The sequence below is a fragment of the Bacillus pumilus genome (assembly GCF_009937765.1).
GTDB classification, from domain to species: domain Bacteria; phylum Bacillota; class Bacilli; order Bacillales; family Bacillaceae; genus Bacillus; species Bacillus pumilus_O.
Genome location: NZ_CP047089.1, coordinates 1,923,547 through 1,946,759 on the forward strand (window position 1 = coordinate 1,923,547; position 23,213 = coordinate 1,946,759).

Consider the following 23,213-nt stretch of genomic DNA (forward strand, 5'->3'; position numbering starts at 1 on the left):
TTAATCGACCTTCTTAACATCTTTCGATATGCTTAAGCCTGCTTTTTTTGCAGCTTCGATGATTCTTTCTGGTTCACTCAGCAAGTCTTTTTCCTTTTGTAACTCAGTGATTTTCTTCGATTCTAAAGATACTTGCTGTTCTAGCTTCTGCACTTCGATATTGGCATGATAGACAGCAAAAGCTTTAGAAATGATGAGAATCGAGCTGCACATAAGAGCCATGACAAACATGACAAGTAAGATTTTTTCACCAAGTGTGATAGAACCTCTTCTTTTAATGACAACCGATTGGCCTTGCTGCTCTGTTTGATGTTGCTTCACTTCTCTTTGATAAGCCAAATTACTCATAAGAAACCTCCTTTTTATCATCATCTATGGTGTCGTTTTACTTTTTTTCTGCAATTCGGAGCTTCGCTGAACGGGCACGGTTGTTATGTTCCAGCTCTTGTTCTGATGCAACGATCGGTTTTCTCGTGATCAGCTTCAGCTTTGGTTCAAGTCCTTCTGGAATCACTGGTAGTCCGTGCGGAAGTTCTGGAAGAGAAGACATTTCTCTAAATGTACTTTTACAAATCCGGTCTTCAAGTGAATGGAATGTAATGACAGAAATTCTCCCCTTCGGATTGAGTAACTCTATTGCTTGTTCTAGTGCTTCTTCAAATACTTTCAATTCATCATTTACGGCAATTCGGATCGCTTGAAACACTCTTTTCGCTGGATGTCCGCCAGTTCGTCTTGCAGGTGCCGGAATTCCTTCTTTGATGATGTCGACAAGCTCACCCGTTGTTTCAATTGGCGCTTTTTTTCTTGCTTCTTCAATTTTGCGTGCGATTTGCTTGCTGAACTTTTCTTCCCCATATTTGTAGAAAATCCGAACTAGATCTTCAAATGGCCATTCATTGACCACTTTTTTTGCCGACAATGCGGCTGATTGATCCATTCGCATGTCAAGAGGTGCATCATGATGATAACTAAAGCCTCTCTCTGGTGTGTCGAGCTGAGGAGATGATACCCCAAGATCAAAAATCACACCATCTACGCTTGTAATACCTTGTTCATTCAGACGTTCTTTTAAATATCGGAAGTTGCTTTTTATGAAAAGAATGTTCGCTTTAGAACCCGCGAGCTTCTCTCGTGCATGATCCAGTGCAGCATCGTCTTGGTCAAAACCAATCAATGTACCTTTTTCTGATAATTGAGATAGTAAATATGAGCTATGACCTGCTCCGCCTAGCGTGCAGTCCACATATGTACCGTCTTCTTTTACGTTTAAACCGTCAACTGTTTCTTTTAATAATACTGTCTCATGTTGAAACATGATGTTATGGTCCCACCTTTTTCAAATAGAAATGAATGTGTAGAAAGCTTGCTGCACAAGGGATTATTATATATCAAATCCAATCATGTTTTCAGCAATTTCAGCAAAAGAATCTTCTTGCTCTTCTGTATATTGTTCCCAGATCGACTTACTCCACAACTCAATTCGATTTGAAACGCCGATGACCACACATTCTTTTTCGAGTTTTGCATATTGGAGTAGGTTTGATGCGATGTTAATACGCCCCTGCTTGTCCAGATCGCATTCGACTGCGCCAGAGAAGAAGAACCGGGTAAACGCACGTGCATCTTTTTTCGTTAGCGGTAGTGCTTTGAGTTTCTCTTCGATTAGTTTCCACTCACTCATAGGGTAGCCAAATAAACATTGATCAAGCCCTCTCGTCAGCACAAACTGTTCTCCGAGACCGTCTCTAAATTTAGCAGGGATGATCATGCGCCCTTTTGTATCAATCGTATGTTGGTATTCACCCATGAACATGATAATCAGAGCCCCACTTTCTCACCCTTACTCTCCACTATCCACCACTTCTCTCCACAAAACTTATTCTACACTGTTTCTCCATAAAAAAAAACCCTGAACTAGTCAGGGTTCATTAAAACTTTATTTCAAAGTTTGACAATTTGTTGCTTGTTTTGAAATGAAAATGGCAGATTTTTGAACGTTTTGAAGAATTCTGGACCATATTTGTTTAAAAAGTACATGATGTTCCAAATTCTTTCTTGTGGGGCATCTAGTGGTTTTAAACTATTTTCAATCCGTTCAAAGTCCCGAAGGATATATCCTTCCTTCTCTTCCACACGCTGCGCAACCTTTTGATACACAAATTGAAGCTGGTCTTCAATAAATTTGGCATTTTTATCTAGCAGCTGCTCGAAGTTTGGTTCAATCTCCAGTGCTTCTTGTCTCATCACGCCATGAGCATTAGCCAATTCACGTTTGGCATGTTCAACCGCTTGAACAAAGCTGTCTGGAAGGCTTTGCTGAAAGTGAGCGTCTTTCTTTTCTTTTACTCCATTTGTGAGCACTTCTTCTACCGACAGTTCTCTAACTGGCAGTTTCTTGTCGATGTGTCTTTCAAGAATGGTCACATGCAGTCTCGGAAGAACAGGCGCCATCTTTAATTGAAAATGCTCAAAGATTCCTTTCAGCTCTCCCCAATAGTTAACCTCACCGTGTCCTGCCATAAAAGCAAGTGTCGGGAGAAGGGTTTCCTGCATCAAGGGACGCGTCACCACATTGTTGCTAAATCGCTCTGGGTGCTCCTCAACTTCCTTCAAAAGCTCTTCCTTTGTCCATGTAAGCCCCACTTCTGATATCAAAAACCGGCCGTTCTCTTTTTCAATTAGGAAACGTTCCTCATCATATTCGTAAAACAGATTCGCCTGATTGTCACCGGCTTCAATAATCGGCTGATATCCTGCTCGTTTCATAGCAGCCTGTGATTCATTTAAACGATTAGTAACCTCATCATTTGTCTCGACAATGTGCTTGAATAACGTACGCTCGAGTGGTTTGACACCTAAGTCACCTGAATTAAATAAAAGCAGCCCATCTTCTTCAAAGAGGTCACATACAATCCATTCAAAGAAATCAGTAAACGTTTGTGATTTGCGTAAACATCGAAGAAGCTGTACAAGCAAATCATTGGTATATGCAGATTCTTCATATGTTGAAAATACATCACGGAGCCATATCTCAGTTTTTTCTTGATCAAGCGGGATTCTTTTCGCAGCCGCTTTTTTGACGTTATGTAATGACAGTTTTTGTTTCACTGGCCCTTTTTCGCCAGATGTGTACACAAAATTAATTTCATCTACGTCATGATCCTCACCGGCTACCCAAAAGACCGGAATCACTGGGACGCCAAGTTCTGTTTCTTTTTCTTTTGCAAACTGAATGATGGATATGATTTTATGTATGGTATAAAGCGGTCCTGTTAATAAACCAGCCTGCTGCCCTCCGACCACCATGACACTCCGCTTGTCACGGATCTTTTCAATGTTCTGACGCATCGCTGCCGATTCAAACTTTGTGTGGTATGCACTCATATAATCCGCTAAAGCCTCGCGCGGGAAGCTCATTTCCATGAGATCGTCGTATCTCTTTTTCCATGTGTGCTCAGAATGTATATCATAATCAAAAAAAGTCGTCATCTCTTTTTTTTCTTCTATATAATCACGTATGAATAAATTCTGACTTCGGATGGAAAGTTCAGTCAATTGCATGTTTAGAACTTCCTTTCTTCAATAAATAGTTAGTTTCCCGAAAAAGTATAGCATGTAAATGAGCTCACTCAAAAGATTTTGTTTGCTTTTTTTCCAATACTTCCAAGCTTCGATCAAAGAAAGTGAGATGTGGCACCGCAACACCTTGTGCTTGAGCCTTTTTTAAAAGATAGCCAAGGATAGCTTTTCTTTCGGTTTGGCGGCCTTTTACTATATCTTGAAGCATAGATGATTGATTCTCAGCCGTATTCTCGCAAACAGTATTGACATAAGCCCAGAGTCGCTCTTTTTCAGGTAAGCTCAAGATAGAAACTGCTTCTTCAAATGCACATTTCATCATGTATTCATATGAAGGATTTTGAATTAATGCCCCGTTTCTCACATGCAGTAAAGTCGTAAGCGGATTAATACAGACATTGACAAGCAGTTTTTCCTGCAGCACCTTTTTCCATTCATCCGTATAGACCATCTGAAAATGGAATGATGTCTCATTCAATGCTTTTTTTATATCAGCTGCTGCTTCATGCTGAAATGCCCCCCACTTGATGACACCGATACCTGTATGGTTCACTTCATGATCTGACATCTTCATAGCTCCGTGCTCTACCACACCTATGTATAATGAATGTCCCGTTTCCCAATTCTCCAAATCTAATAAGTGAGCCATTCCGTTCTGTAAAAATAAGATACGATGAGGAGATAATGTCGATAGTTCACTAAGCACATCTTGCAAATGATGATATTTCACTGTCACGATGAGCAAATCAAATTCTCCTGTTATTCCTGTTTGTGCATGAACAAACGCATGGCATGTTTCTCCTTTTACTGTTCGCTCAATACCGAATGCTCGAATCTCTTCTGCCTGTTCGTTTCTTCTTGTAAAGACTGTGACGTCATGATGCTGCGTTAAATAACTAGCACAGAGCAGACCAATCGCACCGCCGCCAATGATTCCAATGTTCAACTGCCGCACATCCCTTTTTCGTTTACTTCCTGATATCAACTATTTTAACAGGTTCATGTCGTGATGCAAAAAGCAGATGACGCGCTACGATTGAATTTTTTAAATTTAAAAACTATAATAATAAGTGTAAAAACTTTTTGAGGCGGATGGGATGAAAACGCCTTCAATGACATCACTGTCGACATTATGTGTGTAAGGGGGAAGATCATATGGCACAAGTAAAACGACTTCTAATTAATTACAAAACTTTAGAGGAATTTAAACAATTTAAGGAATACGGCATACAAGAGTTATCCATGCTTGAAGACCTTGAAAGCAATATGATTGAAAACGATAGCAACTCTCCATTTTATGGGATTTATTTTGGAGATAAGCTAGTGGCACGTATGAGCCTTTATCAAGTGGACGGCTCAACGACAACGTATTTTAACCACAACCATGATTATTTAGAGCTGTGGAAGCTGGAAGTGCTTCCTGGGTATCAGCGCAAAGGGTACGGCGAAGCACTTGTTGAATTCGCTAAATCGTTCGGATTGCCAATTCGGACCAATCCGCGTGTCAAATCTGCCGGTTTTTGGGATAAAATGGGCTTTGAAGCAGTCAAATATGATATGGAGCGCGATAAGGGTGAAAATCCACTCATCTGGGAGCCCGCACATATTCAAAAAAATACAGGTGAATCCGCTTAAAGGCTGATCACAAAACGCCCCTCCTTTCTCTGTGAGGGGCGTCTCTTTATTTAGCATATTCTTTTAAGCTTATATTCTGTTTGACTCTTTCAACGATACTTATGAGTGCCCGGTAATCTTCTTCTGTCATTTTTAATTGCCGCTTTAAGTGTTCATTTTCTTTCGTAAGTGACTTTAATTGATGCTGTGCATCTGCCAGTTCTTCGCGTAAATGAGCAGGTCCATCAGGTTCTTTTTCAAGCTGCTCTAAAAACTGAATCACTTCTCGAAGGGTCAATTCTGCCTCGTTTGAAGATGTCTTCTCTTCTATGGTTAACGCATGTTGTGGTAAACCAGAGGAATGAATCCCTATTTTTTTACGCAATTCTTTCCGCTGTTTTTTTGCCAGTTCTATGCCTGCCTGATATTGTTTTCTCACGTATGAATTCCACCTGAAACCGCATGCTGCCGCGGTTCTTGACAATGCCTTACCAACTTCCTCAAATGCGGAAAGCTGCGTTCCTCCATCTCGAATGTGCCTTAAGACGACTTCTGCTAAAAGTAAATCTTCATCCTGTGTCCATGCGTCCTGCCTTGTAATCGTCAATTGATCATCCCCCCCTGAATCTGAATACCACATCATATGCGCCTACTAGAGTAGATAGACTATTTGCAGGAGAGAATCGTAAAAAATAGACAAATAAAAAAACGCAAGGGAAGATTCCCTCACGTTTTTTATCAAGCATTAGTTGCTTTTTACGTCTTTGCCTTTGTATGTTCCGCAAGATTTGCAGACACGATGAGAAATTTTCATTTCACCGCATTCTGGGCAAGCTACCATACCAGGTACTTGTAGTTTGAAATGCGTACGACGCAATCTTTTTTTCATTTTAGAAGTTCTTCTAAAAGGTACAGCCATTATTCCCACCTCCTTAAAGAGTTAAGATTCATTATTTTCTTCTAAGAGCTTCTTCAAGCCTTCCAAACGAGGATCAATTCGGTTTTGATGTGCATCTTCCGAAATGACCGCCCAGTCATTCCCTTCTTGTGGTGCAGCACCTTTTACGTCAGTTTGATCGCAAAAGATTTGCATCGGCACTTCAAGAAGAATTTCTTCCTTGACTAAAGGCGTTAAGTCGATGATGTCGTCTTCTACAATAGAAACGTCTTCATCTTCTATGTCGTCTGTCTTATGAAGTACAAATAGTTCTTTCGTTGAAATCGCAAATGGATAATTTACATCAACAAGCGTTCTCGAACAAGGCAATGTCATTTCACCTGTGATGGTTAAATCAAATGCGACTTGCTTTGATTCGATCACTCCAGTCCCTTTCACCTCTACTGGTGAAATGCGACGTATATCTGAATGAAGGCTAGTAAGTTCATTTAAGTCAACCGTCTCATGAAAATCGAAGCTGTTTTTAGCTTTTTGATGTAACTGATAAACTGTCCATTTCAATTGTATCACCTCTAAGAGCAACAAACATGATTATAGCTTTCATCATGTTATTTGTCAATATTTTTTCTTTACAGTCCTTTGTGATGTCAGAGCGTTGTTTGACATCAGTTCTCGGAATGCCTACACTGAAAAAAATGGGCTTCATTTTTCCCTTATGCTACTGTAGCATAGACCATTTAACCATAGCAAGAAAGGCGGGACATCTATTGAAAGCAACAGGAGTCGTTGTCGAGTATAATCCATTTCATTATGGACATGCCTACCATGTTCGTCAGGCGAAAATACATACCTCCTCAGATGTAGCCATTGCCGTCATGAGCGGTTCCTTCCTCCAGCGTGGTGAGCCTGCCATCGTCTCAAAGTGGGCGCGAACAAAAATGGCACTACAAAACGGTGTAGACATTGTGTGTGAGCTTCCATACATATACGCAGTGCAAAAGGCAGAAACCTTCGCAAACGGTGCTGTGGCGATTCTAGATGCTTTAAAATGCCACTCCCTTTTTTTCGGCAGCGAGGATGGTGACATCAAAGCATTTGAGCGAACGGCTCATGCTTGGCATGAGAAAAAAGAAGAAATTGACCTTTTCACAAAAGAAAAAGTAAGAGAAGGCCTAAGTTATCCAGCAGCATCTGCTGCTGCGTTTCAAAAGGTAATTGACCCTAAGCACTTACTGGATTTGTCTCTGCCCAATAATATTTTAGGTTTCCATTATGTCAAAGCCATCATGGAGAGATCTCCTCACATGCAGCCCTTTACCTCTCAAAGGATTTCATCTGGTTATCATGATGAAGAACTACCTGAAAATCAAAAAATCGCAAGCGCAACAAGTATACGAAAAGCGTTAAAAGATCATGGTACATTTGAAACAGTTGCCGCTTATCTCCCAGAAGCTACGCTCAAGCAATTACATGACTATCATTCTTCATATGGTCTTCTACATACACAAGAAGCCTACTTTAGCTTCTTAAAACATGTTTTTCACACAATGGATACGGCAGAACTAGAAGGCATCTATGAAATCGAAGAAGGCATCGAACACCGCATGCAAAAAGCGATTACACATGCATCCTCCTACGAGGAATATCTATCACTTGTGAAAACAAAACGCTATACGTGGACAAGACTGCAGCGAATGAACACACACCTCTTAATGAGGGTGAAGAAGAGTGCCATGCATGAGCTGCTGAAAGAGAAAAAAGCACCTTACATTCGGTTGCTTGGTATGTCAAAGAAAGGGCAGCAATACTTATCTCGTGTGAAAAAAGATTTGGACGTGCCGCTCGTCAGTAAACTGTCTGCCTTTTCACATCCCGCACTTGATCTTGATATACGTGCATCCCGCGTCTTCAGCCTACCCGTTAGTGAGCCAGTGCAAACGAACTTAACGGAAGCGGAATTTAAAACATCACCGATCCGATATGATGAAGAAACTGGTCTCTTCCAGTCTTAGCAAAAAAGAGCAGCCTTTATAAAGGTTGCTCTTTTTGATTAAGATGCTTTCTCTTTTAATTTATTTAAATAGTTCAGAGCATCTTGCATTGTATCTACAGGTACAATTTTCATATCACTTTTAATATCTTTCGCTGTTTTGACAGCATTTCGGTAGTCTGAATTTGGATCACCTTTATCGTTCGGTGCAAAGAATATATCTTTGCCGGCTTTATCTGCCGCCACGACCTTTTGATCGATTCCGCCAATTGGGCCGACCGTTCCATCGGCGTCAATCGTTCCCGTTCCTGCAATCGCATAGCCATGTGTTTCGTCTTCTTTTGTCAGCTGGTTATAAATTTCAAGTGACATCATAAGACCTGCTGATGGGCCGCCGATATTTTCAATATCCACCTTAATAGAAGGTGAAACTTTCACATTTCGGTCTGTAAATAATGATACACCAATTCCAACTCGATTCGGCTCTTCTTTAAATGGTTTTAATGTCACTTTCTCCGTGATATCTTTGCCATTTCGTTCAAGGACAAAACGGACAGGTGTACCTGCTTTTTTGCTGCTGATATACGAAACCATTTTATCAGCAGAATCATACGTCTTGCCATCTACGCTTTTGATTCGGTCGCCCACTTCAATTTTACCGTAGGCAGGCATTCCTTTCATCACATAGCTTGCATATACGCCGTTAAACGTATAATCTACTTTTTTTCCTGCTTTTGTATATGCTGCAATCATCGCATTTTCTTGAGAACTTTTCATCAGCTGAAGCTGCCTTTTCATATAATCTTGATCCGACTCCCCGTCCGCTTTAATATTTTCTTCTGGGACGATTTCGTCATATTTATTCATTTTCGCAAGCAAATACGTATACGGATTAGCTGGACCTACTTTAATTGTCATGAGAGAGAAGCTGCCCTTCTCGCCATATCCGCCGTCTACTTGAATGTGGGGAGCAATCTCGGTTGCATCACCCGGCTTTGTCACGTAATATGGCAGTTTGACAAAGGTTAAGCCACATAATACAAGGATCACGACAAAAAAGCTAAGCCAGCGAATATTTAATTTTTTCATTCGATTAACACTCCCATTTATCAATAACATCTTTTAGCTTACCTGTTAGTTGATCTGCGGCAAGCTCACCTGCTTCAATCATCTCCTGCACCTGTGTAAACGCACTCGAGCTAAATGTTTCAAGCCTAGGCCGGATCATGACATCAGCATGAATGGTTTGATGACGGACCAATTCATTTTGAAGGATGTCCAAACTTTGCATAATTACATCCGATAATCTCGTCGCCTTTTCTGTTTTTTTCACCCTTGATACATCAGAGGCGATAATGAGGTCTGCGCCCATATCTTTTAAAACAGATACAGGAATGCGGTCTACAACCGCTCCATCCACTAGCTGTCTGCCGCCCATTTCATGAGGAACAAACACGCCCGGAATACTGATGCTCGCTCTGACTGCTTGTGAGACAGACCCTTTTTTAAACACAACCTTCTCCCCTGTCTCGAGGTCACAGGCAACCACAGCAAGGGGCATTCTTAATTCTTCGAATTTTTTCCCATATGTAAACGTGTGGATTAACTGCAAAATTCGATTTCCTTTTAGAAGACCGATTTTTGGCAGTGTATAGTCAGCATAATACTTTCTTCTGAAGACAAGTGCAAGTTTTTTCATTTTTTCTACGTCTTGTCCTGCCGCATAAAAACTCCCAACAAGTGCGCCAATACTGCTGCCAGCAATCATATCTACCTGAATACCTTGTTTCTCAAGACTAGATAAAACTCCGATATGTGCCATTCCCCTCGCACCTCCAGAGCCTAACGCAAGCCCGATGACTGGTCGCCTCATGAAAATCCACCCTCCTCTTTTCTATGCATATATACGAATCTATTGGTCTAAACATGCCCCTTCTGATCGTATAGTAATAGAAGACAGGCTCGGCTAGTTTCTTTCTTTTTTGATCACGAGCTCGCCAATAGATCATAACGGCAAGGGGCGAAATCTCCATGAAAAAATGGAACACTCTGTTCATCGCTGCTTTTTTTATCTTTTTAACAGCCACTGTGATTACACATCCACAAGCCTCTTTGCAAGCGTCTAAAAATGGACTTGCAATGTGGTGGGAGGTTGTATTTCCATCATTGCTTCCTTTTTTTATTTTGTCCGAGCTATTAATTAGTTTCGGGATTGTCAGATTTGTGGGTGTATTATTAGAACCATTTATGCGCCCTATCTTTCGAGTGCCTGGTGTAGGTGGATTTGTCCTAGCGATGGGAATGGCATCAGGCTTTCCTTCTGGTGCGAAATTAACCACACGACTCAGGCAGGAAGGACAACTGACACAAATCGAAGCAGAACGCCTCGTTTCTTTTACAAATTCATCGAATCCATTGTTCATTTTCGGTGCGGTGGCTGTTGGTTTTTTTCATCATCCAGCTTTAGGAATTGTTTTGGCGTGCGCACATTATTTAGGGAATCTCGCTGTTGGGGTCACGATGCGGGGATATAAAGCAAGGCATGATGCACATTTGAGAAGCCGTAAGCGATTATTATTCCCACCGTTTCAAGAGGCATTCAGCGCTCTTCATACAGCAAGACTCGCAGAGAAAAGACCGCTCGGCCAAATTTTAAGTGATGCGGTCATGTCATCAGTCCAGACACTCTTTATGATTGGCGGCTTTATTATCTTATTTTCTGTGTTTAGCAAAATGCTATCAGTTGTTCATGTGACGGACCTCTTATCCGTCGGGATCGGATATATGCTGCAAACGATGCACCTTCCGCCAGAATTAGACCTTGCGATGATTGCTGGTTTATTTGAAATCACGTTAGGAAGTCAGCTGACAGGGTCACAGGAAGTTACCCTTCTTGCTAAAACGGTTGTCGTCAGTTTTATATTAGGATTCAGCGGGTTTTCTGTTCAAGCTCAGGTCGCCGGCATTCTAGCAGCAACAGATATACGCTTTAAACCATTCTTCTTCGCTCGTTTGCTCCACGGCATTTATGCAGCTATTTTTGCCTTTTTATTGTTCAAGCCTCTTTATGTCTCTCGATCTGATATGGCTCTCCCAGCAGTTGCCTTTGACGCAAGCCAGCAGGTCGTCATGTACAGCAGTGTACTTTGGAATCAGCTTGTGACGGCTGGCCCTTTGATCACGCTATGCAGCTTGATCTTGTATATGGTGCTATACTATCAAAAAGTAAAAAAAGGATGAGTGCACGTTGCACTCATCCTTTAAATTTTTCTATCAACGCTTCTTCTACCTCTTTTGGCACAAGACCTTTAACTGAACCATCATATTTCGCTACTTCTTTGACAATGCTGGAGCTTAAGAAAGAATATTGATTGTTGGTCATCATGAAAAATGTTTCAATGTCATCGTTTAACACTTTATTCATTGATGTCCCTTGCATTTCATATTCAAAGTCTGTCACAGCTCTTAATCCGCGTAAAATGACTTTGGCTTCTTTTTGTTTCGCATAATCAACAAGCAGACCGTGAAAGGATTCAACTTTGATATTTGGCAGATCCTTCGTCGCTTGGCGAATGAGCTCACACCGTTCTTCAACGGTAAATAACGGTTTCTTGGATGAGTTATTTAGTACACATACATACACTTCATCAAAGATCTTTGCACCTCTTTTGATGATATCCAAATGGCCCAATGTGACTGGATCGAAACTACCCGGACAAACGGCTATGTTCCCCATGCTTTAATTTCCCCGCTTTCTATAGATCGTAATACCAGTCAACCCGTACAATTCCTGTCTTGATATGTAAAGCTGTCCAGCTTCCTCTGGTAGTGTGACGTCCTTATCATGCTCACACACGATCACGCCGTCATCTGTTAATAAGGCATGCTCATCAATCATGTCAAGAAGTGCTTTTAGCTGTTGATCTTTATAAGGCGGATCAAGAAAAATTGCTTGAAAGGATTCCTCTCGTTTCACAACGGCTGCGAGTGCACGCTTTGCCTCGTTTCGAAACACTTCACTTTGATCACTCAGCTCTAATTGATTGAGGTTTCCTTTTATCGTTTGAATCGCCTTCATATCTCGATCAACGAATATGCAATGATCGAATCCTCTAGAAAGCGCTTCAATCCCTAAACCGCCGCTTCCCGCAAATAAATCAAGCGCCCATCCGCCATCAAAATACGGGCCGATCATATTAAATATCGATTCTTTTACTTTATCTGTCGTCGGTCTTGTTGATTGACCTGGTACCGCTTTAAGTGTGCGGCCTTTTCTCGTTCCAGAGATGACTCTCATTTTTCCACCACTTTTTCTGCTTGCTTTTATTGGTTATTGTGTATGACAAAAAATCCAACATTATCTTACCACAACACACCGCAAGGGACAATGCGCGGACTTTCATTCATTTTCTATGTATAGATCAAGGAAAGCGGGGTCATACTACTTATAACAGCATCTGATGTGGTGCTGTTGCCAACCGCGGAGAAGACTTACGTTTCCCCATAAGTTCTTCCTCCGGTTTCTCCTCTCCCTTTGCCTTCTCCTTAATGAATCATTAAGAATAGAAGGACCCCGCGGGTGATGCCGCGGGGGTTTTTTTGTGTCTTTAAAAGCCCACTTTATAATCATACTCTTTTGCTTTGTCCAATTTGGATTCGTACTCTAATTTAATAAAAGGCTTATATGAAGGCTCAACACGCTTCACAAATGGCAATGAGCTGAGCTTAGCCATATGGCGCTCGAGATCATTCATATCGCAATAGATCACTGCATATTTCATTTTCCTTGAAATATAGTGAACATTTCCAAATTTTCTTAGCGCCTTTGACTGCTTTAACGAATGCAGCCAAACGACCATCCCTTGACGTTTGGTTTCCATCTTTTCACCTGCCGCTTTTTCAATTCTTTTCAGTTATTATGTAAAAGACGAGACATTCAAGTCTCGTCAAGATACTTTACAGCCACAGCTGCCACCAGATCCACAGCCACCGCCGCATGATGATAGACCATCAAAATATGGGTTCCCTGTTGGAACTTTGATATATGCTGATACAGCTTGACCGATTTCAATACTAATCTCATCTAAGATGGATTGAATCGCTGTTTCTGCTTTTTTGAAATCAACCACTGTATCGTGAAGATCTAACTTTCTTTTGACCTCACGCATTTCCTTTGAGATCGTTCTATAGTCCGGATGGTATTTGCCGAACCGCTGCACATCCTCATATTGCTCTTTTACTTTTGTAAAATGGGCAATAATTTGTTGGGCTTCTTCGTCTTGCTGGAGACGCTTAAAGCAGTTGCGGTAATGTTCAGCCTCCTCCGACTGAAGAATCATGGCAGCCAATTGATTTGCTTCCTCTTGGAGCTCCACGGATTCGATTGTCGCATACATAAATGATGCACCTCCAATTCATAGTTTACCACGAAACCTATGGATCAGAAAATGCTTTTACGTCACAAATACATCCCACGTCTCTCTTTTCTCCCTATATTCTGGATGACGAGAATTGATCACAACGGTCATTTTATGCTTACCTTTTGAAAGATGCTTGACCACAAATGCAGCAGTATACTCATTGCCCGCACGTTTTCCGTCTACATACACTGTAAAATATCCCGCCTTCTCATCCTTTTTTAGTCGCGTTGACTCAAGATGAAAATCTTGAAGTGTACTTTCTATATAAACAGAAGATCCCTGCACTTTGTATTTTAAAAAACCTTGCTGCTTCATTTCACTTTGGACTTGCTGCATTACTGGTACAGCTGGATATTGCTTCGTGATTTGCTTCTCTTCATGTTGACTTTGACACCCGGTGACAAGAAAAAGCAATGCGCATATTGACAGCATCCATTTCATCATCTGATTCTCCTTTCATCTACTTTTATAGGATGCTCAGGAAATAGACATCTTAATCAACTCAAAAAAGCCTCACCCGGCTCCATTTTGATTGCGCATTGCTTGGAACATTTGAATCATCATTTCAGCCATTTGGACACTGTTACTCAACTGACTCACACGATGAGGAATGGTTTTTTCGTAAAAATTCATTTTATCTAATTCAAAGGACGATAGCTTATCAGGATGTCGAGTCAACTGTCTATACCAGAGAGGACGCTGTCTGATGAATTTGATTCGTTCCTCTTCGGCCATGACAAACTCCTGTACGTCTTTCCGCACCAAAAGCATCCCCTTTCAATTAATCTTTCCTGAAGGAGAATGGGTGCTGACTGCCTCCAGATGAACCTTTCTTTGAGCCATTTGATGAAAATTGTCCGAGTAAGCTTTGTAAAGAGGAAATAGACTGGCTCATTTTGTTGATTTGTTCATTCATTTGATCAGCGTCCATTTTTTTCACAGCAGAAACCATTTTAGACATAAAATCTGCTTTTCCCGATTCACTTGGCTTTGAGGCTTTTTCTTCTTTCACGTCCTCAGATTGCGTTTGCCGGTAAGGAGACCACATCTCATCTTCCTCACCAAACATGACCCAATTCTCGTATACACTTTGCCAACTTTTTTCTTGCGTTTGCACTTCTTGAATTAACTTCGGATGGCGTCTGACGAATTGTTTAAATTCATCAATGGATGTTTGTTTTTGCTTGTTTGTCATATCCTCACCCCCCATACAAATGCCTACTATACTATATACATCAGCAGTTATTTTGGTGAGCCTCTTTTTTGAAACAAAAAAACAGCTGCGATGGTGCAGCTGTTTTCGTTTAAGATGTTTTTTTGATGAAGTTTTGGGTGTAGTATTTTTCTTTCACACCGACGCCAAGATGTGTGTAATCTTTATTTAATAACGCCTTCCTATGACCTTCACTATTGAGCCAGCCTTCTACCGCTGCAGGTCCATCTACATAATTATAGGCAATGTTTTCACCTGCGAGCTGAAATGCCACCTCGCCTCTTTCTAATCGGTCTTTCAGCGTACCGTATTTTTTCGATTCATGGGAGAAATAATGATTCTCTTTCATGTCCTCACTATGCATGAATGCCACTTCAGAGGTTTCATCATCCCAGTTTAAGATCGGCAGTTTATATTTATGACGAATAATATTGGTCATATCAAAAATTTGTTTTTGACTGGACGCTTCGATCTCTTTCCATTTTTCACCTGATATTGCCTCTGGTTCTATCAATTGACCTCGATAGACGACTTCGTATGGCTTTTGTTTCACAAATGTATCTGCGTTAAACGCCCTAATACTAGAAAGGGTGCTTTCAAACTTATCCATGTAAAGCTGAACATATACATCATCGTCCACTTTCACGGTGGGTCTTGTATTCATATCATCTTCTGAGAATTCAAAGCGGTATGAATTTTGTTCATCCTCTACATGAATGTAAGGTGCAATTTGTGTTTTTTTAAATACCTCACTTGTGGCTTGACCGATTTTAAATGGTTCAACATTGAGCCCGTCTCCTGTTGCAAACAATGTCACCACTTTGCTATCCTTTACCCCTACTTGAATATAGTGCTTCTTCGATTGATTGTAGATCCACCAGTCATAATCATATGCGGAAGGATCAATGCGATCTGGTTCTCCCAGCTGTTTAAGCACTTCGTTTGAAGATTTCCCCATAAAGGACATGAGCCCCTTTTTTGGGATGTTGATCGGCTTATCGCTAGATGTTTCTTCATTAGACACCTTCGGTTCATTGCTGTTTTCTTTTTCTGGTGAAGATCCATATTGAATAAACAGAACGTACGTTCCAGATATAATCAGGAGGATGAGGAGTGTTTTGAGCACAGTTTTCAAATAAACACCTCCGTTAAATTGGCAAGGTACAAAAAAAGTACCTTCTACTGTCATTTAAACAAAACTCGCTTCATTTATCAACGACAATACAGCCTATTTAACACGAATTTAAAATATGCCCCTCTTAATGGAGAAATCCTTGTCCATGATCTTGATCCTGTTGAGAGATTTCTGTCAGTGCATCTCCTGCGCGATCATTAGATAAATCTTCAACGGATAAATCTCCAAGAGCGACAATCCCTGTTAATGCACCGTTTTTCACAACAGGAATGCGGCGAAGCTGGTGCTCTGACATCAGCCGAACAATTTCTTCAAGTGTTGCATCTTCTTCTGCTGTCAGTACTTCCTTCGTCATTATCGAGCCTACTTCCTGTGAGTTTGGCTTTTTTTCTGCAATGCCTCTGAGTACAAGGTCACGGTCAGTGACAATGCCAACGAGCTGATCTCCGTTAACCACAGGAATGGCACCAATGTCTGCATCTCTCATTTTGACTGCGGCTTCATACGAATTGTCATCTTGCTGACATGTCACTACTTTTTTTGTCATAATATCTTTGATTTTTTTTGTTTTCACGTTGATTCCTCCATCTGTTATTTTCTTTATTACTGTAACCAGGTTATAAAAGAACATACCTTTCACAGTTGAAAGTTTAACGCTTTCATACTATGATTGTCAGTAAAGGGAATTTTTATAAGGAGGGGTTTTGGGTGAAGTTTGAAGGTACGGGGATTGAAAAGGTAGCAGCTGACTTAAATAAATTAGATTTCATCATGGAAAGTGAAGGATTTGTACGAGCCGATCAATGGGATTATGAGCGTGTGACGTACGACAGAAAGTATAACATGGTAGAGGGAACCTTTTATTTACGGATTTCCGGCTACGCCACCGAAGGAGATGTTGGTTCAAAAAGAGCACGCATACAGCTTCTCACACCTTTACTCGGAAAACATTATTATCCGCATGGTGTTGAATACGGCGAAGGCGAAGATTTCCCTAAGTCTCTCATTCAATCAAGCAAAAAAACGCTTGATCAGCTGAAAGAAAAACTAGAAGCAATGACTGCAGAAGCATAAACGAAAGCACAGCCATATGGCTGTGCTTTTTTCATTCATATTTCGGAAATCAGCGCATCTGGTACGGCATCTTTCGCTCTTTCTTTTCTTGCCCAGTCAAAGAAGACAACAGCAAGGATCGAGCCGTACACAATCTCCTGAATAATTTTCATCAAAATCGCGCCTAGCTGCTGGTCTTCTAGCAGCGGCAAGGTATGGAACATTTCAGGACCTGTGAGTGCAAGACCTGCCAGCGTATCACTTGGAACGCATAGATGCAGCGCCTGTATCCATGCACCAGCGTCAGAATAGGTTGCATAGATTGGTGCCTCACTAAACATGATGAGTGCACACGCAGGAGTCATTAATATCCCGTCTGCCATGATATAACCAAGCTTTAAAATGCCTGTAATCTGCGGCTGACTTTGGACTTTATGAACGAGCGGCCACCACATGAAAAAGGCAGCGATAAAAATGACTACTGTCATCAGCGCATGATAAAACGGATCTGTTTTCACAAAGTCAAACACTAGCGGAATATGATACATCGAAAACAAGCCATTAAACCCGAGCAATGCAATTAAAGGCTTGGAAAACAAACGAAACATCTGCTGAATGCCTGGTGTTTGTATGATCCGCTCCCATATAGCCGCAGGCAATCCTGTAATAAGGAGGGGCGGAATGACTAAATAGAGCACCGCCATTTGCGCCATATGTGCACTAAACATAATATGTCCCATTAAATCAATTGGGCTCCCTTTCACGGCGTATAACAGAACAAGCCCCGTCAGAAACAACGTTTTCTCTTTTACCGTCGCACGATGCTTCCCCTTTGTCACAAGAAGCAGATAAAGAGCAGCTGCTATGACAATGCTAGTCAAATAGTAAGGGCTCCATAACGCCCGAAATCCGAATATCTCTAAGTTCTCCATTGCTGCGCCTCCTTCAAGGGCAAAGCGGACTTACCACCAAATAATCGTCAAAAAGGCTAAGACGGTAATAAACGCGACAAACACACCTGAATAAAGAAACAATGCGGGTGTTTCATGCCCTTTTTGGTTCATGTGCATAAAATAATAAAGCTGAAAAGCCACCTGAATCACGGCAAGCAGTAAAATAAATGGTACTGCGAACCAGTTTCCTACGTCTTCAGAAGCGATTGTTAAAAAGGCAACAAAGGTTAATCCAATCATCAAGCCGAAAGAAATGAGCTGATGCTTCATTTCTTCGGCATTTTTCTTTTTACGGTATACAAGATCGACTTTAGACTGATTTGTGTTTTTATTTCCCATTCTTATCCCACCATTCCCATTAAGTATACAACGGTAAAGATGAAGACCCACACAACATCAATGAAGTGCCAATACAGACTTGCTACATAATATTTTGGCGCATTGTATAAATCGAGTCCGCGTCTCATATTTCGAATCATAAGAGCGGTAATCCAGCAAAGTCCGAAGGCAACGTGAGCTCCGTGAGTTCCTACAAGTGTATAGAAGGAGGAACCAAGAGCTGAGCTGGTAATGGTAAAATCATACGCATGCACATAGTGATAGAACTCATAAATCTCCACCCCTAAAAATGAAGCACCTAATAGCACAGTCACGCCAAGCCAAAGCTGCATCTTTTTAAAGGCAAAGTTTTTCATATGATACATTGCATACACACTCGTTAAACTACTCGTCAGTAGAAGCATTGTGGCAATAAAGACAAGTGTGAGATCAAACATATCAGTTGTTTTTGCTCCGCCTGCATTAGAGTTTTTCAGCGCCAAATACGTGGCAAAGAGCGATGCAAACAGAACAGTTTCTCCCCCAAGAAACAACCAGAACCCGACAAACTTATTCTTTCCTTCTAACGTGGCTTTCTCAGGAGAAGCCGGAAAAGTTTCTGCTGTCATTTTTTGTGGTTCCATTATGCTTTCACCCCTTTATCATCGTCATCGGTCAGATCTTCTTTGTGAATATGATACCCATGATCGTCTTTAAGAGAGCGAACCAGCATGGTCGCAAATGTAATACCAAGACCAATAAGAATCACTGGAAGTCCCCAGCTGTGCTCTTGGCGATACATGAAACCAAACGCTGACACAAATAGACCGAATGAGATAATGACAGGTAAAATGGAATTATTCGGCATGTGAATATCATCGAGCGGTTCAGATGCTGTCATTCCTTTTTTACCATCCATTTTTTCAATCCATAATGGATCTAGTCCTCTGACAAGTGGAAGCTGTTTAAAGTTATATTCTGGCGGAGGTGAAGACACTGCCCATTCAAGCGTTCTTCCGTCTCCCCAAGGATCACCCGACACGCGCTCTCCTTTCGCTGTCGTCCAGATGACGTTAATCAGCAGGATGACAACAGCTACAAACATAAACAGCGCCCCAATTGTACTAACCAAGTTCCCAAGGTCTAACCCCTGATTTGGCAGGAACGTAAAGACTCGGCGCGGCATGCCCCAAAGACCGAGGAAATGCTGAATAAAGAAAGTTAAATGAAAACCGACGAAAAACAGCACAAAGCTAATTTTCCCTAGCTTCTCATTCAGTATTTTTCCAAACATCTTCGGCCACCAGTAATGCACACCAGCTAAAATACCGAATACAACCCCGCCGATAATGACGTAGTGGAAATGCGCCACGACAAAGTACGTATCATGGAACTGATAATCTGCTGCAGCGGCTGCAAGCATGACTCCAGTTACCCCGCCAAGTAAAAATGACGGTATAAAAGCAACGGAATACAGCATCGGTGTTGTAAACTTCACATTACCGCCCCATATGGTGAGCAGCCAGTTAAATACTTTAATTCCTGTCGGCACCGCAATTGCCATTGTGGCGACAGCAAAGATCGCATTGGCAATCGGACCAAGTCCTGTTGTAAACATGTGATGCGCCCACACCATGAATCCAAGGAAACCAATCAATACAGTCGCAAACACCATGGACGAATAGCCAAATAGCCTTTTTCTTGCAAACACTGGAATGATTTCAGAAAATATCCCGAATGCTGGCAAAATTAAGATATAAACTTCTGGGTGTCCGAAAATCCAGAACAAATGCTCCCAGATGATTGTGTTACCGCCAAGCTCTGGATTGAAAAAGCTCGTATCAAACATTCTATCAAGCATCAGCATTGCAAGCCCTGCTGTAAGCGGCGGGAATGCGAATAAAATCAGTGCTGAGGCGACAAATGTCGTCCAAGTAAAGAGCGGCATTCTCATATACGTCATACCAGGCGTTCTCATATTAATAATCGTTGCAAGAAAGTTGATCCCGGCAATTAGCGTACCAATACCCGCTATCTGCAACCCTAAAATATAGAAATCCATGCCGTGTCCTTCTGAATTCAGCGTGAGTGAAGCGTATGCAGTCCAACCTGCATCAGGTGCCCCGCCCATAAACCATCCAAGGTTTAAGAAAATTCCCCCGAAAAAGAATAGCCAAAAACCAAGTGAATTCACAAACGGAAATGCTACGTCACGTGCACCAATTTGAATTGGTACAACCGCATTCATTAATGCAAATAAAAGCGGCATCGCTGCAAGGAAAATCATCGTTGTTCCGTGCATCGTCATGACTTCATTGTAAAACCCAGCACTTACAAAATCATTTTCAGGGATGGCTAGCTGAATACGGATTATCATCGCTTCCAGGCCGCCAATTAAAAAGAAAAATCCCCCTGCCACTAAATATAGTACGGCTATTTTTTTGTGGTCAACCGTTGTCAAGTAATCCCATAAGACAGCGCCAAACCCCCGCTTTTTAGCTATTGTACTCACCATGAAATCCCCCTCTTATCTCCCATTTGCCCCTTTTTCATATCGATGTCTATTTTAACTTTACACAGACTGTGTCTGACAGATGGCTATTTCTTGGTTGTAGAGACATATTCGGGAGCTCTTAACAAAAACTTCACATCGATTACATACCCTCTTGCACATTCCTATTAGAAATTACTCGATTTTAAGTCCTTTTAAATACTCATAAAGTGCATCTGCTTCTGAGTCATTTAATTTAGGGTACGTTCCTGTCATTTTATTTCCTGGTTTAAAGCTCTCTGGATCTTTCAGCCATGCTTTCACGTTTTCTTTGTTCATGTCTTTAATTCCAGCTACTTTCGTTCGTTCGCCGAAGGTTGCAAGGTTTGGTGCTGTCCTTGCCGCTTCCGGCCGTTCGTCCCCAGGCTCCACTGCGTGACAGCTCAAGCAGTTTTTCTCTTTAAATAATTTTTCACCTTCAAGAGCAAGATCTTTTGTGGATGTAGGCTTCTTGTAATCAGCCATTTTTTTCGTCCATCCTAAAAACTCATCTTGAGAAAGCGTTTTAACTTTAAAGTCCATTAAAGCATGCGATGGACCGCAAAGCTCCGCACATTTCCCGTAGAAATATTCTCCTGCATCTTTCGTTCGTTTTGAATCAAAGGTTAAATAAAACTTGTTTTCATTGTCTGTGTTTGTATCAATTTTACCGCCAGCTGATGGAACCCAGAAAGAGTGTTTCACATCAGATGCTTTCAGCTTAAAGTACACCTTTTGATCTGTCGGTACAATTAATTCTTGACTTGTAACAATCCCATAATCAGGGTATTCGAATTCCCACCAATATAAACTGGCTCTTACATTGACAACAAGTGTCTTTTCAGGATCTCGTTTTTTCTTATCCATAGCGCTTGTATCCCCAAGCTCAAGCGTGTATGCCACAACTGGCACAACGAGAATAATGAGGAGAAGAATCGGAATCGCTGTCCACGTAATTTCTAGGTTACGGTTCCCTTCCACCTGCTTTGGAATCGTATCTTCTCCCACTTTAGAACGTTTGAATTTAATGATGACGTAAAAGAAAATGATCGATACAACAATGACGACAAGAACCATAATAAGTGTACTCAGTACCGTTAGGAAGAATTGTTTATCTGCTACTTCCCCAACTGGTTTGAGTGTTGATAAGTATGGTTCACCACAGCCCGCCAAAACGAGCGTCAATAAGAGAAACAGTGAATAAACACGCCATTTTCTTATCATAATTTGTCCCAACCCCTTTTGCTTGATCTCCTTTGCCTTTCGCTTTTTACCTCTTATTTATAAAATCACTTTTCACCCATCCATAACCCCCGCCTCTTATAAAAGCACTTACATTTCCTCTTTTCATAAAAAAATGATGTTTTTACTCAAAATACCATCTATGTATAAACAGAAAGCCGCCTAAATAGAACTGAATATCAGGCGGCTTTCATAGTTGTTAGAAAATGTTGTGTTATAAGATATAGCCTTGTTTTGATGTGATCAAAGTGTATTTTACTCTAGAATAGTGTAATGATAATCATCGCAACGAAAAAGATGGTTAAGTAATTTAATGAATAAACGAACATAAGCGTTGACCACTTCATGACGTCTTTCATTTTAAAGCCCATAAGGCCAATGACAAGCCATCCAATATTCAGCAATGTGCCAAGTGCGACAATCGGCCATCCTAATCCACCTAAGAAAAATGGAAGTGGGAGAAGACATGCTGTCCAAATGATGATTTGGCGTTTCGTGACTTCAAAGCCATAAACGACTGGCAGCATTGGAATACCTGCCTTACGGTAATCTTCCGTTTTCTTAATCGCAAGTGACAGGAAGTGCGGGATTTGCCAAATGAACATAATCATAAACAAAACCCAAGCCGTTGTGTCGATTGTACCTGTGACAGCTGTCCAGCCGATTAATGGCGGCACTGCACCAGATACACTTCCAATAACGGTATTGATGGTGTAATGACGTTTAGACCACATGGTGTAAAGAACCGCATAAGTAAAGACGCCAATAAATCCAATCACTGCTGATGTTACGGTTGTCATCAGAAGCATGATGAGTCCAAGTACAACAAGCAAAATACCAAATGCATACGCTTGCCCCGGCTGAATCTTACCTGTAACCGTCGGTCTTGTTTTTGTTCTTTCCATTAATATATCAATATCACGGTCAAACGCATTATTAATGGCGCATGAACCGGCAATAATAAGAGAAGAACCAATCATTGTTAACAGCACAATATCTAGATTTCCTAGGAAACTCATCCCTGTAAAATAAAACGCAAGCCACATTCCAGTAAATGTCGTAATGAAGTTGGAATTGACGATGCCCATTTTAATCAGAGCAAGAAAATCTTTCCAAGCTGTTGTTTCTTCTATTTGTCCATGAATAGCTGCTTCCGCGGCTGTTTTGGAATTTGCCAATGTGTATAACCTCCCTTGCCCAAACCTTCAAACGAACGATGAAACGTAAATTCGTTACAACTCTATCATACAAGATAAACAGCTGTA

The 23,213-nt window shown here is 41.2% G+C and carries 29 protein-coding genes; 4 read left to right on the top strand and 25 right to left on the bottom strand.

Going from position 1 to position 23,213, the window contains the following annotated elements; translation table 11 throughout:
* From ftsL to GPS65_RS09330, 5 genes are all read right to left on the bottom strand, one after another.
* Nucleotides 1-348, bottom strand: a complete 348-nt coding sequence (ftsL, locus tag GPS65_RS09310) for a cell division protein FtsL (RefSeq protein WP_012009864.1) — start codon at nucleotides 346-348, stop codon at nucleotides 1-3.
* Nucleotides 349-385: 37 nt separating this feature from the next.
* On the bottom strand, nucleotides 386-1,318 hold the full coding sequence (gene rsmH / locus GPS65_RS09315) for a 16S rRNA (cytosine(1402)-N(4))-methyltransferase RsmH (RefSeq protein WP_012009863.1): 933 nt from the start codon (nucleotides 1,316-1,318) through the stop codon (nucleotides 386-388).
* A gap of 66 nt (nucleotides 1,319-1,384) precedes the next feature.
* Complete coding sequence (gene mraZ / locus GPS65_RS09320) at nucleotides 1,385-1,816, bottom strand: division/cell wall cluster transcriptional repressor MraZ (protein WP_003211163.1); 432 nt, start codon at nucleotides 1,814-1,816, stop codon at nucleotides 1,385-1,387.
* Nucleotides 1,817-1,944: 128 nt separating this feature from the next.
* A complete protein-coding gene (bshC, locus tag GPS65_RS09325; protein WP_144455953.1) occupies nucleotides 1,945-3,564 on the bottom strand; it encodes a bacillithiol biosynthesis cysteine-adding enzyme BshC in 1,620 nt (539 codons plus the stop codon).
* A gap of 64 nt (nucleotides 3,565-3,628) precedes the next feature.
* Nucleotides 3,629-4,528 carry a 2-dehydropantoate 2-reductase gene (locus tag GPS65_RS09330; RefSeq protein ID WP_144455951.1) on the bottom strand — a complete coding sequence of 300 codons (900 nt, stop codon included), beginning with the start codon at nucleotides 4,526-4,528 and terminating at the stop codon, nucleotides 3,629-3,631.
* Nucleotides 4,529-4,737: 209 nt separating this feature from the next.
* Here GPS65_RS09330 and GPS65_RS09335 point away from each other — a divergent pair, with 209 nt between their 5' ends.
* A complete protein-coding gene (locus GPS65_RS09335; RefSeq protein WP_003211702.1) occupies nucleotides 4,738-5,217 on the top strand; it encodes an N-acetyltransferase in 480 nt (159 codons plus the stop codon).
* 46 nt (nucleotides 5,218-5,263) lie between these two features.
* On the opposite strand, the gene gerR is transcribed toward GPS65_RS09335, so the two are convergent.
* From gerR to GPS65_RS09350, 3 genes are all read right to left on the bottom strand, one after another.
* Entirely contained in the window at nucleotides 5,264-5,803 is a 540-nt protein-coding gene (gene gerR / locus GPS65_RS09340) for a sporulation-specific transcriptional regulator GerR (RefSeq protein ID WP_144456044.1), read from the bottom strand.
* 138 nt (nucleotides 5,804-5,941) lie between these two features.
* Entirely contained in the window at nucleotides 5,942-6,115 is a 174-nt protein-coding gene (gene rpmF, locus GPS65_RS09345; protein WP_008354700.1) for a 50S ribosomal protein L32, read from the bottom strand.
* A 21-nt stretch (nucleotides 6,116-6,136) separates the two neighbouring features.
* Entirely contained in the window at nucleotides 6,137-6,655 is a 519-nt protein-coding gene (locus tag GPS65_RS09350) for a YceD family protein (protein WP_003210956.1), read from the bottom strand.
* Nucleotides 6,656-6,861: 206 nt separating this feature from the next.
* Between GPS65_RS09350 and GPS65_RS09355 the strand changes: the two genes are divergently transcribed.
* Nucleotides 6,862-8,106, top strand: a complete 1,245-nt coding sequence (locus GPS65_RS09355; protein ID WP_186312735.1) for a nucleotidyltransferase — start codon at nucleotides 6,862-6,864, stop codon at nucleotides 8,104-8,106.
* Nucleotides 8,107-8,144: 38 nt separating this feature from the next.
* Here GPS65_RS09355 and GPS65_RS09360 read toward each other — a convergent pair whose 3' ends face one another.
* Together GPS65_RS09360 and GPS65_RS09365 are read right to left on the bottom strand one after the other, a co-directional pair.
* The gene (locus GPS65_RS09360; protein WP_088001568.1) at nucleotides 8,145-9,173 is read right to left on the bottom strand and encodes a SepM family pheromone-processing serine protease; all 1,029 of its coding nucleotides are present in this window, start codon (nucleotides 9,171-9,173) and stop codon (nucleotides 8,145-8,147) included.
* Between the two features lie 4 nt (nucleotides 9,174-9,177).
* Nucleotides 9,178-9,957, bottom strand: a complete 780-nt coding sequence (locus GPS65_RS09365) for a patatin-like phospholipase family protein (protein WP_012009855.1) — start codon at nucleotides 9,955-9,957, stop codon at nucleotides 9,178-9,180.
* Nucleotides 9,958-10,115: 158 nt separating this feature from the next.
* On the opposite strand from GPS65_RS09365, the gene ylbJ reads away from it, so the two are divergent.
* Nucleotides 10,116-11,324, top strand: coding sequence for a sporulation integral membrane protein YlbJ (ylbJ, locus tag GPS65_RS09370; RefSeq protein WP_119124805.1), 1,209 nt, complete (start codon nucleotides 10,116-10,118; stop codon nucleotides 11,322-11,324).
* 13 nt (nucleotides 11,325-11,337) lie between these two features.
* Here ylbJ and coaD read toward each other — a convergent pair whose 3' ends face one another.
* The 9 genes from coaD to GPS65_RS09415 all read right to left on the bottom strand — a co-directional run bounded on the left by coaD (nucleotide 11,338) and on the right by GPS65_RS09415 (nucleotide 16,399).
* On the bottom strand, nucleotides 11,338-11,820 hold the full coding sequence (coaD, locus tag GPS65_RS09375; protein WP_012009853.1) for a pantetheine-phosphate adenylyltransferase: 483 nt from the start codon (nucleotides 11,818-11,820) through the stop codon (nucleotides 11,338-11,340).
* A 3-nt stretch (nucleotides 11,821-11,823) separates the two neighbouring features.
* Nucleotides 11,824-12,381 (bottom strand): 16S rRNA (guanine(966)-N(2))-methyltransferase RsmD, encoded by a 558-nt coding sequence (gene rsmD, locus GPS65_RS09380; protein ID WP_012009852.1) that lies wholly within the window; start codon nucleotides 12,379-12,381, stop codon nucleotides 11,824-11,826.
* A gap of 310 nt (nucleotides 12,382-12,691) precedes the next feature.
* Nucleotides 12,692-12,964, bottom strand: a complete 273-nt coding sequence (locus GPS65_RS09385; RefSeq protein ID WP_003212137.1) for a YlbG family protein — start codon at nucleotides 12,962-12,964, stop codon at nucleotides 12,692-12,694.
* A 66-nt stretch (nucleotides 12,965-13,030) separates the two neighbouring features.
* Nucleotides 13,031-13,480, bottom strand: coding sequence for a regulatory iron-sulfur-containing complex subunit RicF (gene ricF, locus GPS65_RS09390; protein ID WP_007499807.1), 450 nt, complete (start codon nucleotides 13,478-13,480; stop codon nucleotides 13,031-13,033).
* A 57-nt stretch (nucleotides 13,481-13,537) separates the two neighbouring features.
* On the bottom strand, nucleotides 13,538-13,945 hold the full coding sequence (locus GPS65_RS09395; RefSeq protein ID WP_119124804.1) for a hypothetical protein: 408 nt from the start codon (nucleotides 13,943-13,945) through the stop codon (nucleotides 13,538-13,540).
* Nucleotides 13,946-14,017: 72 nt separating this feature from the next.
* Entirely contained in the window at nucleotides 14,018-14,266 is a 249-nt protein-coding gene (locus tag GPS65_RS09400) for a YlbE-like family protein (RefSeq protein WP_012009850.1), read from the bottom strand.
* A gap of 19 nt (nucleotides 14,267-14,285) precedes the next feature.
* On the bottom strand, nucleotides 14,286-14,699 hold the full coding sequence (locus GPS65_RS09405; protein WP_012009849.1) for a YlbD family protein: 414 nt from the start codon (nucleotides 14,697-14,699) through the stop codon (nucleotides 14,286-14,288).
* A 109-nt stretch (nucleotides 14,700-14,808) separates the two neighbouring features.
* Nucleotides 14,809-15,852 (bottom strand): CAP domain-containing protein, encoded by a 1,044-nt coding sequence (locus tag GPS65_RS09410; protein WP_012009848.1) that lies wholly within the window; start codon nucleotides 15,850-15,852, stop codon nucleotides 14,809-14,811.
* A 124-nt stretch (nucleotides 15,853-15,976) separates the two neighbouring features.
* Nucleotides 15,977-16,399 (bottom strand): CBS domain-containing protein, encoded by a 423-nt coding sequence (locus GPS65_RS09415; protein WP_012009847.1) that lies wholly within the window; start codon nucleotides 16,397-16,399, stop codon nucleotides 15,977-15,979.
* Nucleotides 16,400-16,560: 161 nt separating this feature from the next.
* Between GPS65_RS09415 and GPS65_RS09420 the strand changes: the two genes are divergently transcribed.
* The gene (locus tag GPS65_RS09420; RefSeq protein WP_161985410.1) at nucleotides 16,561-16,926 is read left to right on the top strand and encodes a YugN family protein; all 366 of its coding nucleotides are present in this window, start codon (nucleotides 16,561-16,563) and stop codon (nucleotides 16,924-16,926) included.
* A gap of 35 nt (nucleotides 16,927-16,961) precedes the next feature.
* On the opposite strand, the gene ctaG is transcribed toward GPS65_RS09420, so the two are convergent.
* The 6 genes from ctaG to cyoE all read right to left on the bottom strand — a co-directional run bounded on the left by ctaG (nucleotide 16,962) and on the right by cyoE (nucleotide 23,126).
* Nucleotides 16,962-17,837, bottom strand: coding sequence for a cytochrome c oxidase assembly factor CtaG (gene ctaG, locus GPS65_RS09425; RefSeq protein ID WP_144455939.1), 876 nt, complete (start codon nucleotides 17,835-17,837; stop codon nucleotides 16,962-16,964).
* A gap of 30 nt (nucleotides 17,838-17,867) precedes the next feature.
* Nucleotides 17,868-18,197 (bottom strand): cytochrome c oxidase subunit IVB, encoded by a 330-nt coding sequence (ctaF, locus tag GPS65_RS09430; protein WP_003211520.1) that lies wholly within the window; start codon nucleotides 18,195-18,197, stop codon nucleotides 17,868-17,870.
* A 2-nt stretch (nucleotides 18,198-18,199) separates the two neighbouring features.
* Nucleotides 18,200-18,820: a cytochrome c oxidase subunit III gene (gene ctaE / locus GPS65_RS09435; protein ID WP_003210862.1), complete on the bottom strand. Its 621-nt coding sequence runs from the start codon at nucleotides 18,818-18,820 to the stop codon at nucleotides 18,200-18,202.
* Nucleotides 18,820-20,691, bottom strand: a complete 1,872-nt coding sequence (gene ctaD, locus GPS65_RS09440) for a cytochrome c oxidase subunit I (RefSeq protein WP_012009844.1) — start codon at nucleotides 20,689-20,691, stop codon at nucleotides 18,820-18,822. The genes ctaE and ctaD overlap by 1 nt, the downstream gene beginning before the upstream one ends.
* Before the next feature lie 171 nt (nucleotides 20,692-20,862).
* Nucleotides 20,863-21,930: a cytochrome c oxidase subunit II gene (gene coxB / locus GPS65_RS09445; protein WP_003212202.1), complete on the bottom strand. Its 1,068-nt coding sequence runs from the start codon at nucleotides 21,928-21,930 to the stop codon at nucleotides 20,863-20,865.
* A gap of 278 nt (nucleotides 21,931-22,208) precedes the next feature.
* Nucleotides 22,209-23,126 (bottom strand): heme o synthase, encoded by a 918-nt coding sequence (gene cyoE / locus GPS65_RS09450; protein ID WP_047201764.1) that lies wholly within the window; start codon nucleotides 23,124-23,126, stop codon nucleotides 22,209-22,211.
* Nucleotides 23,127-23,213: the final 87 nt, after the last annotated feature.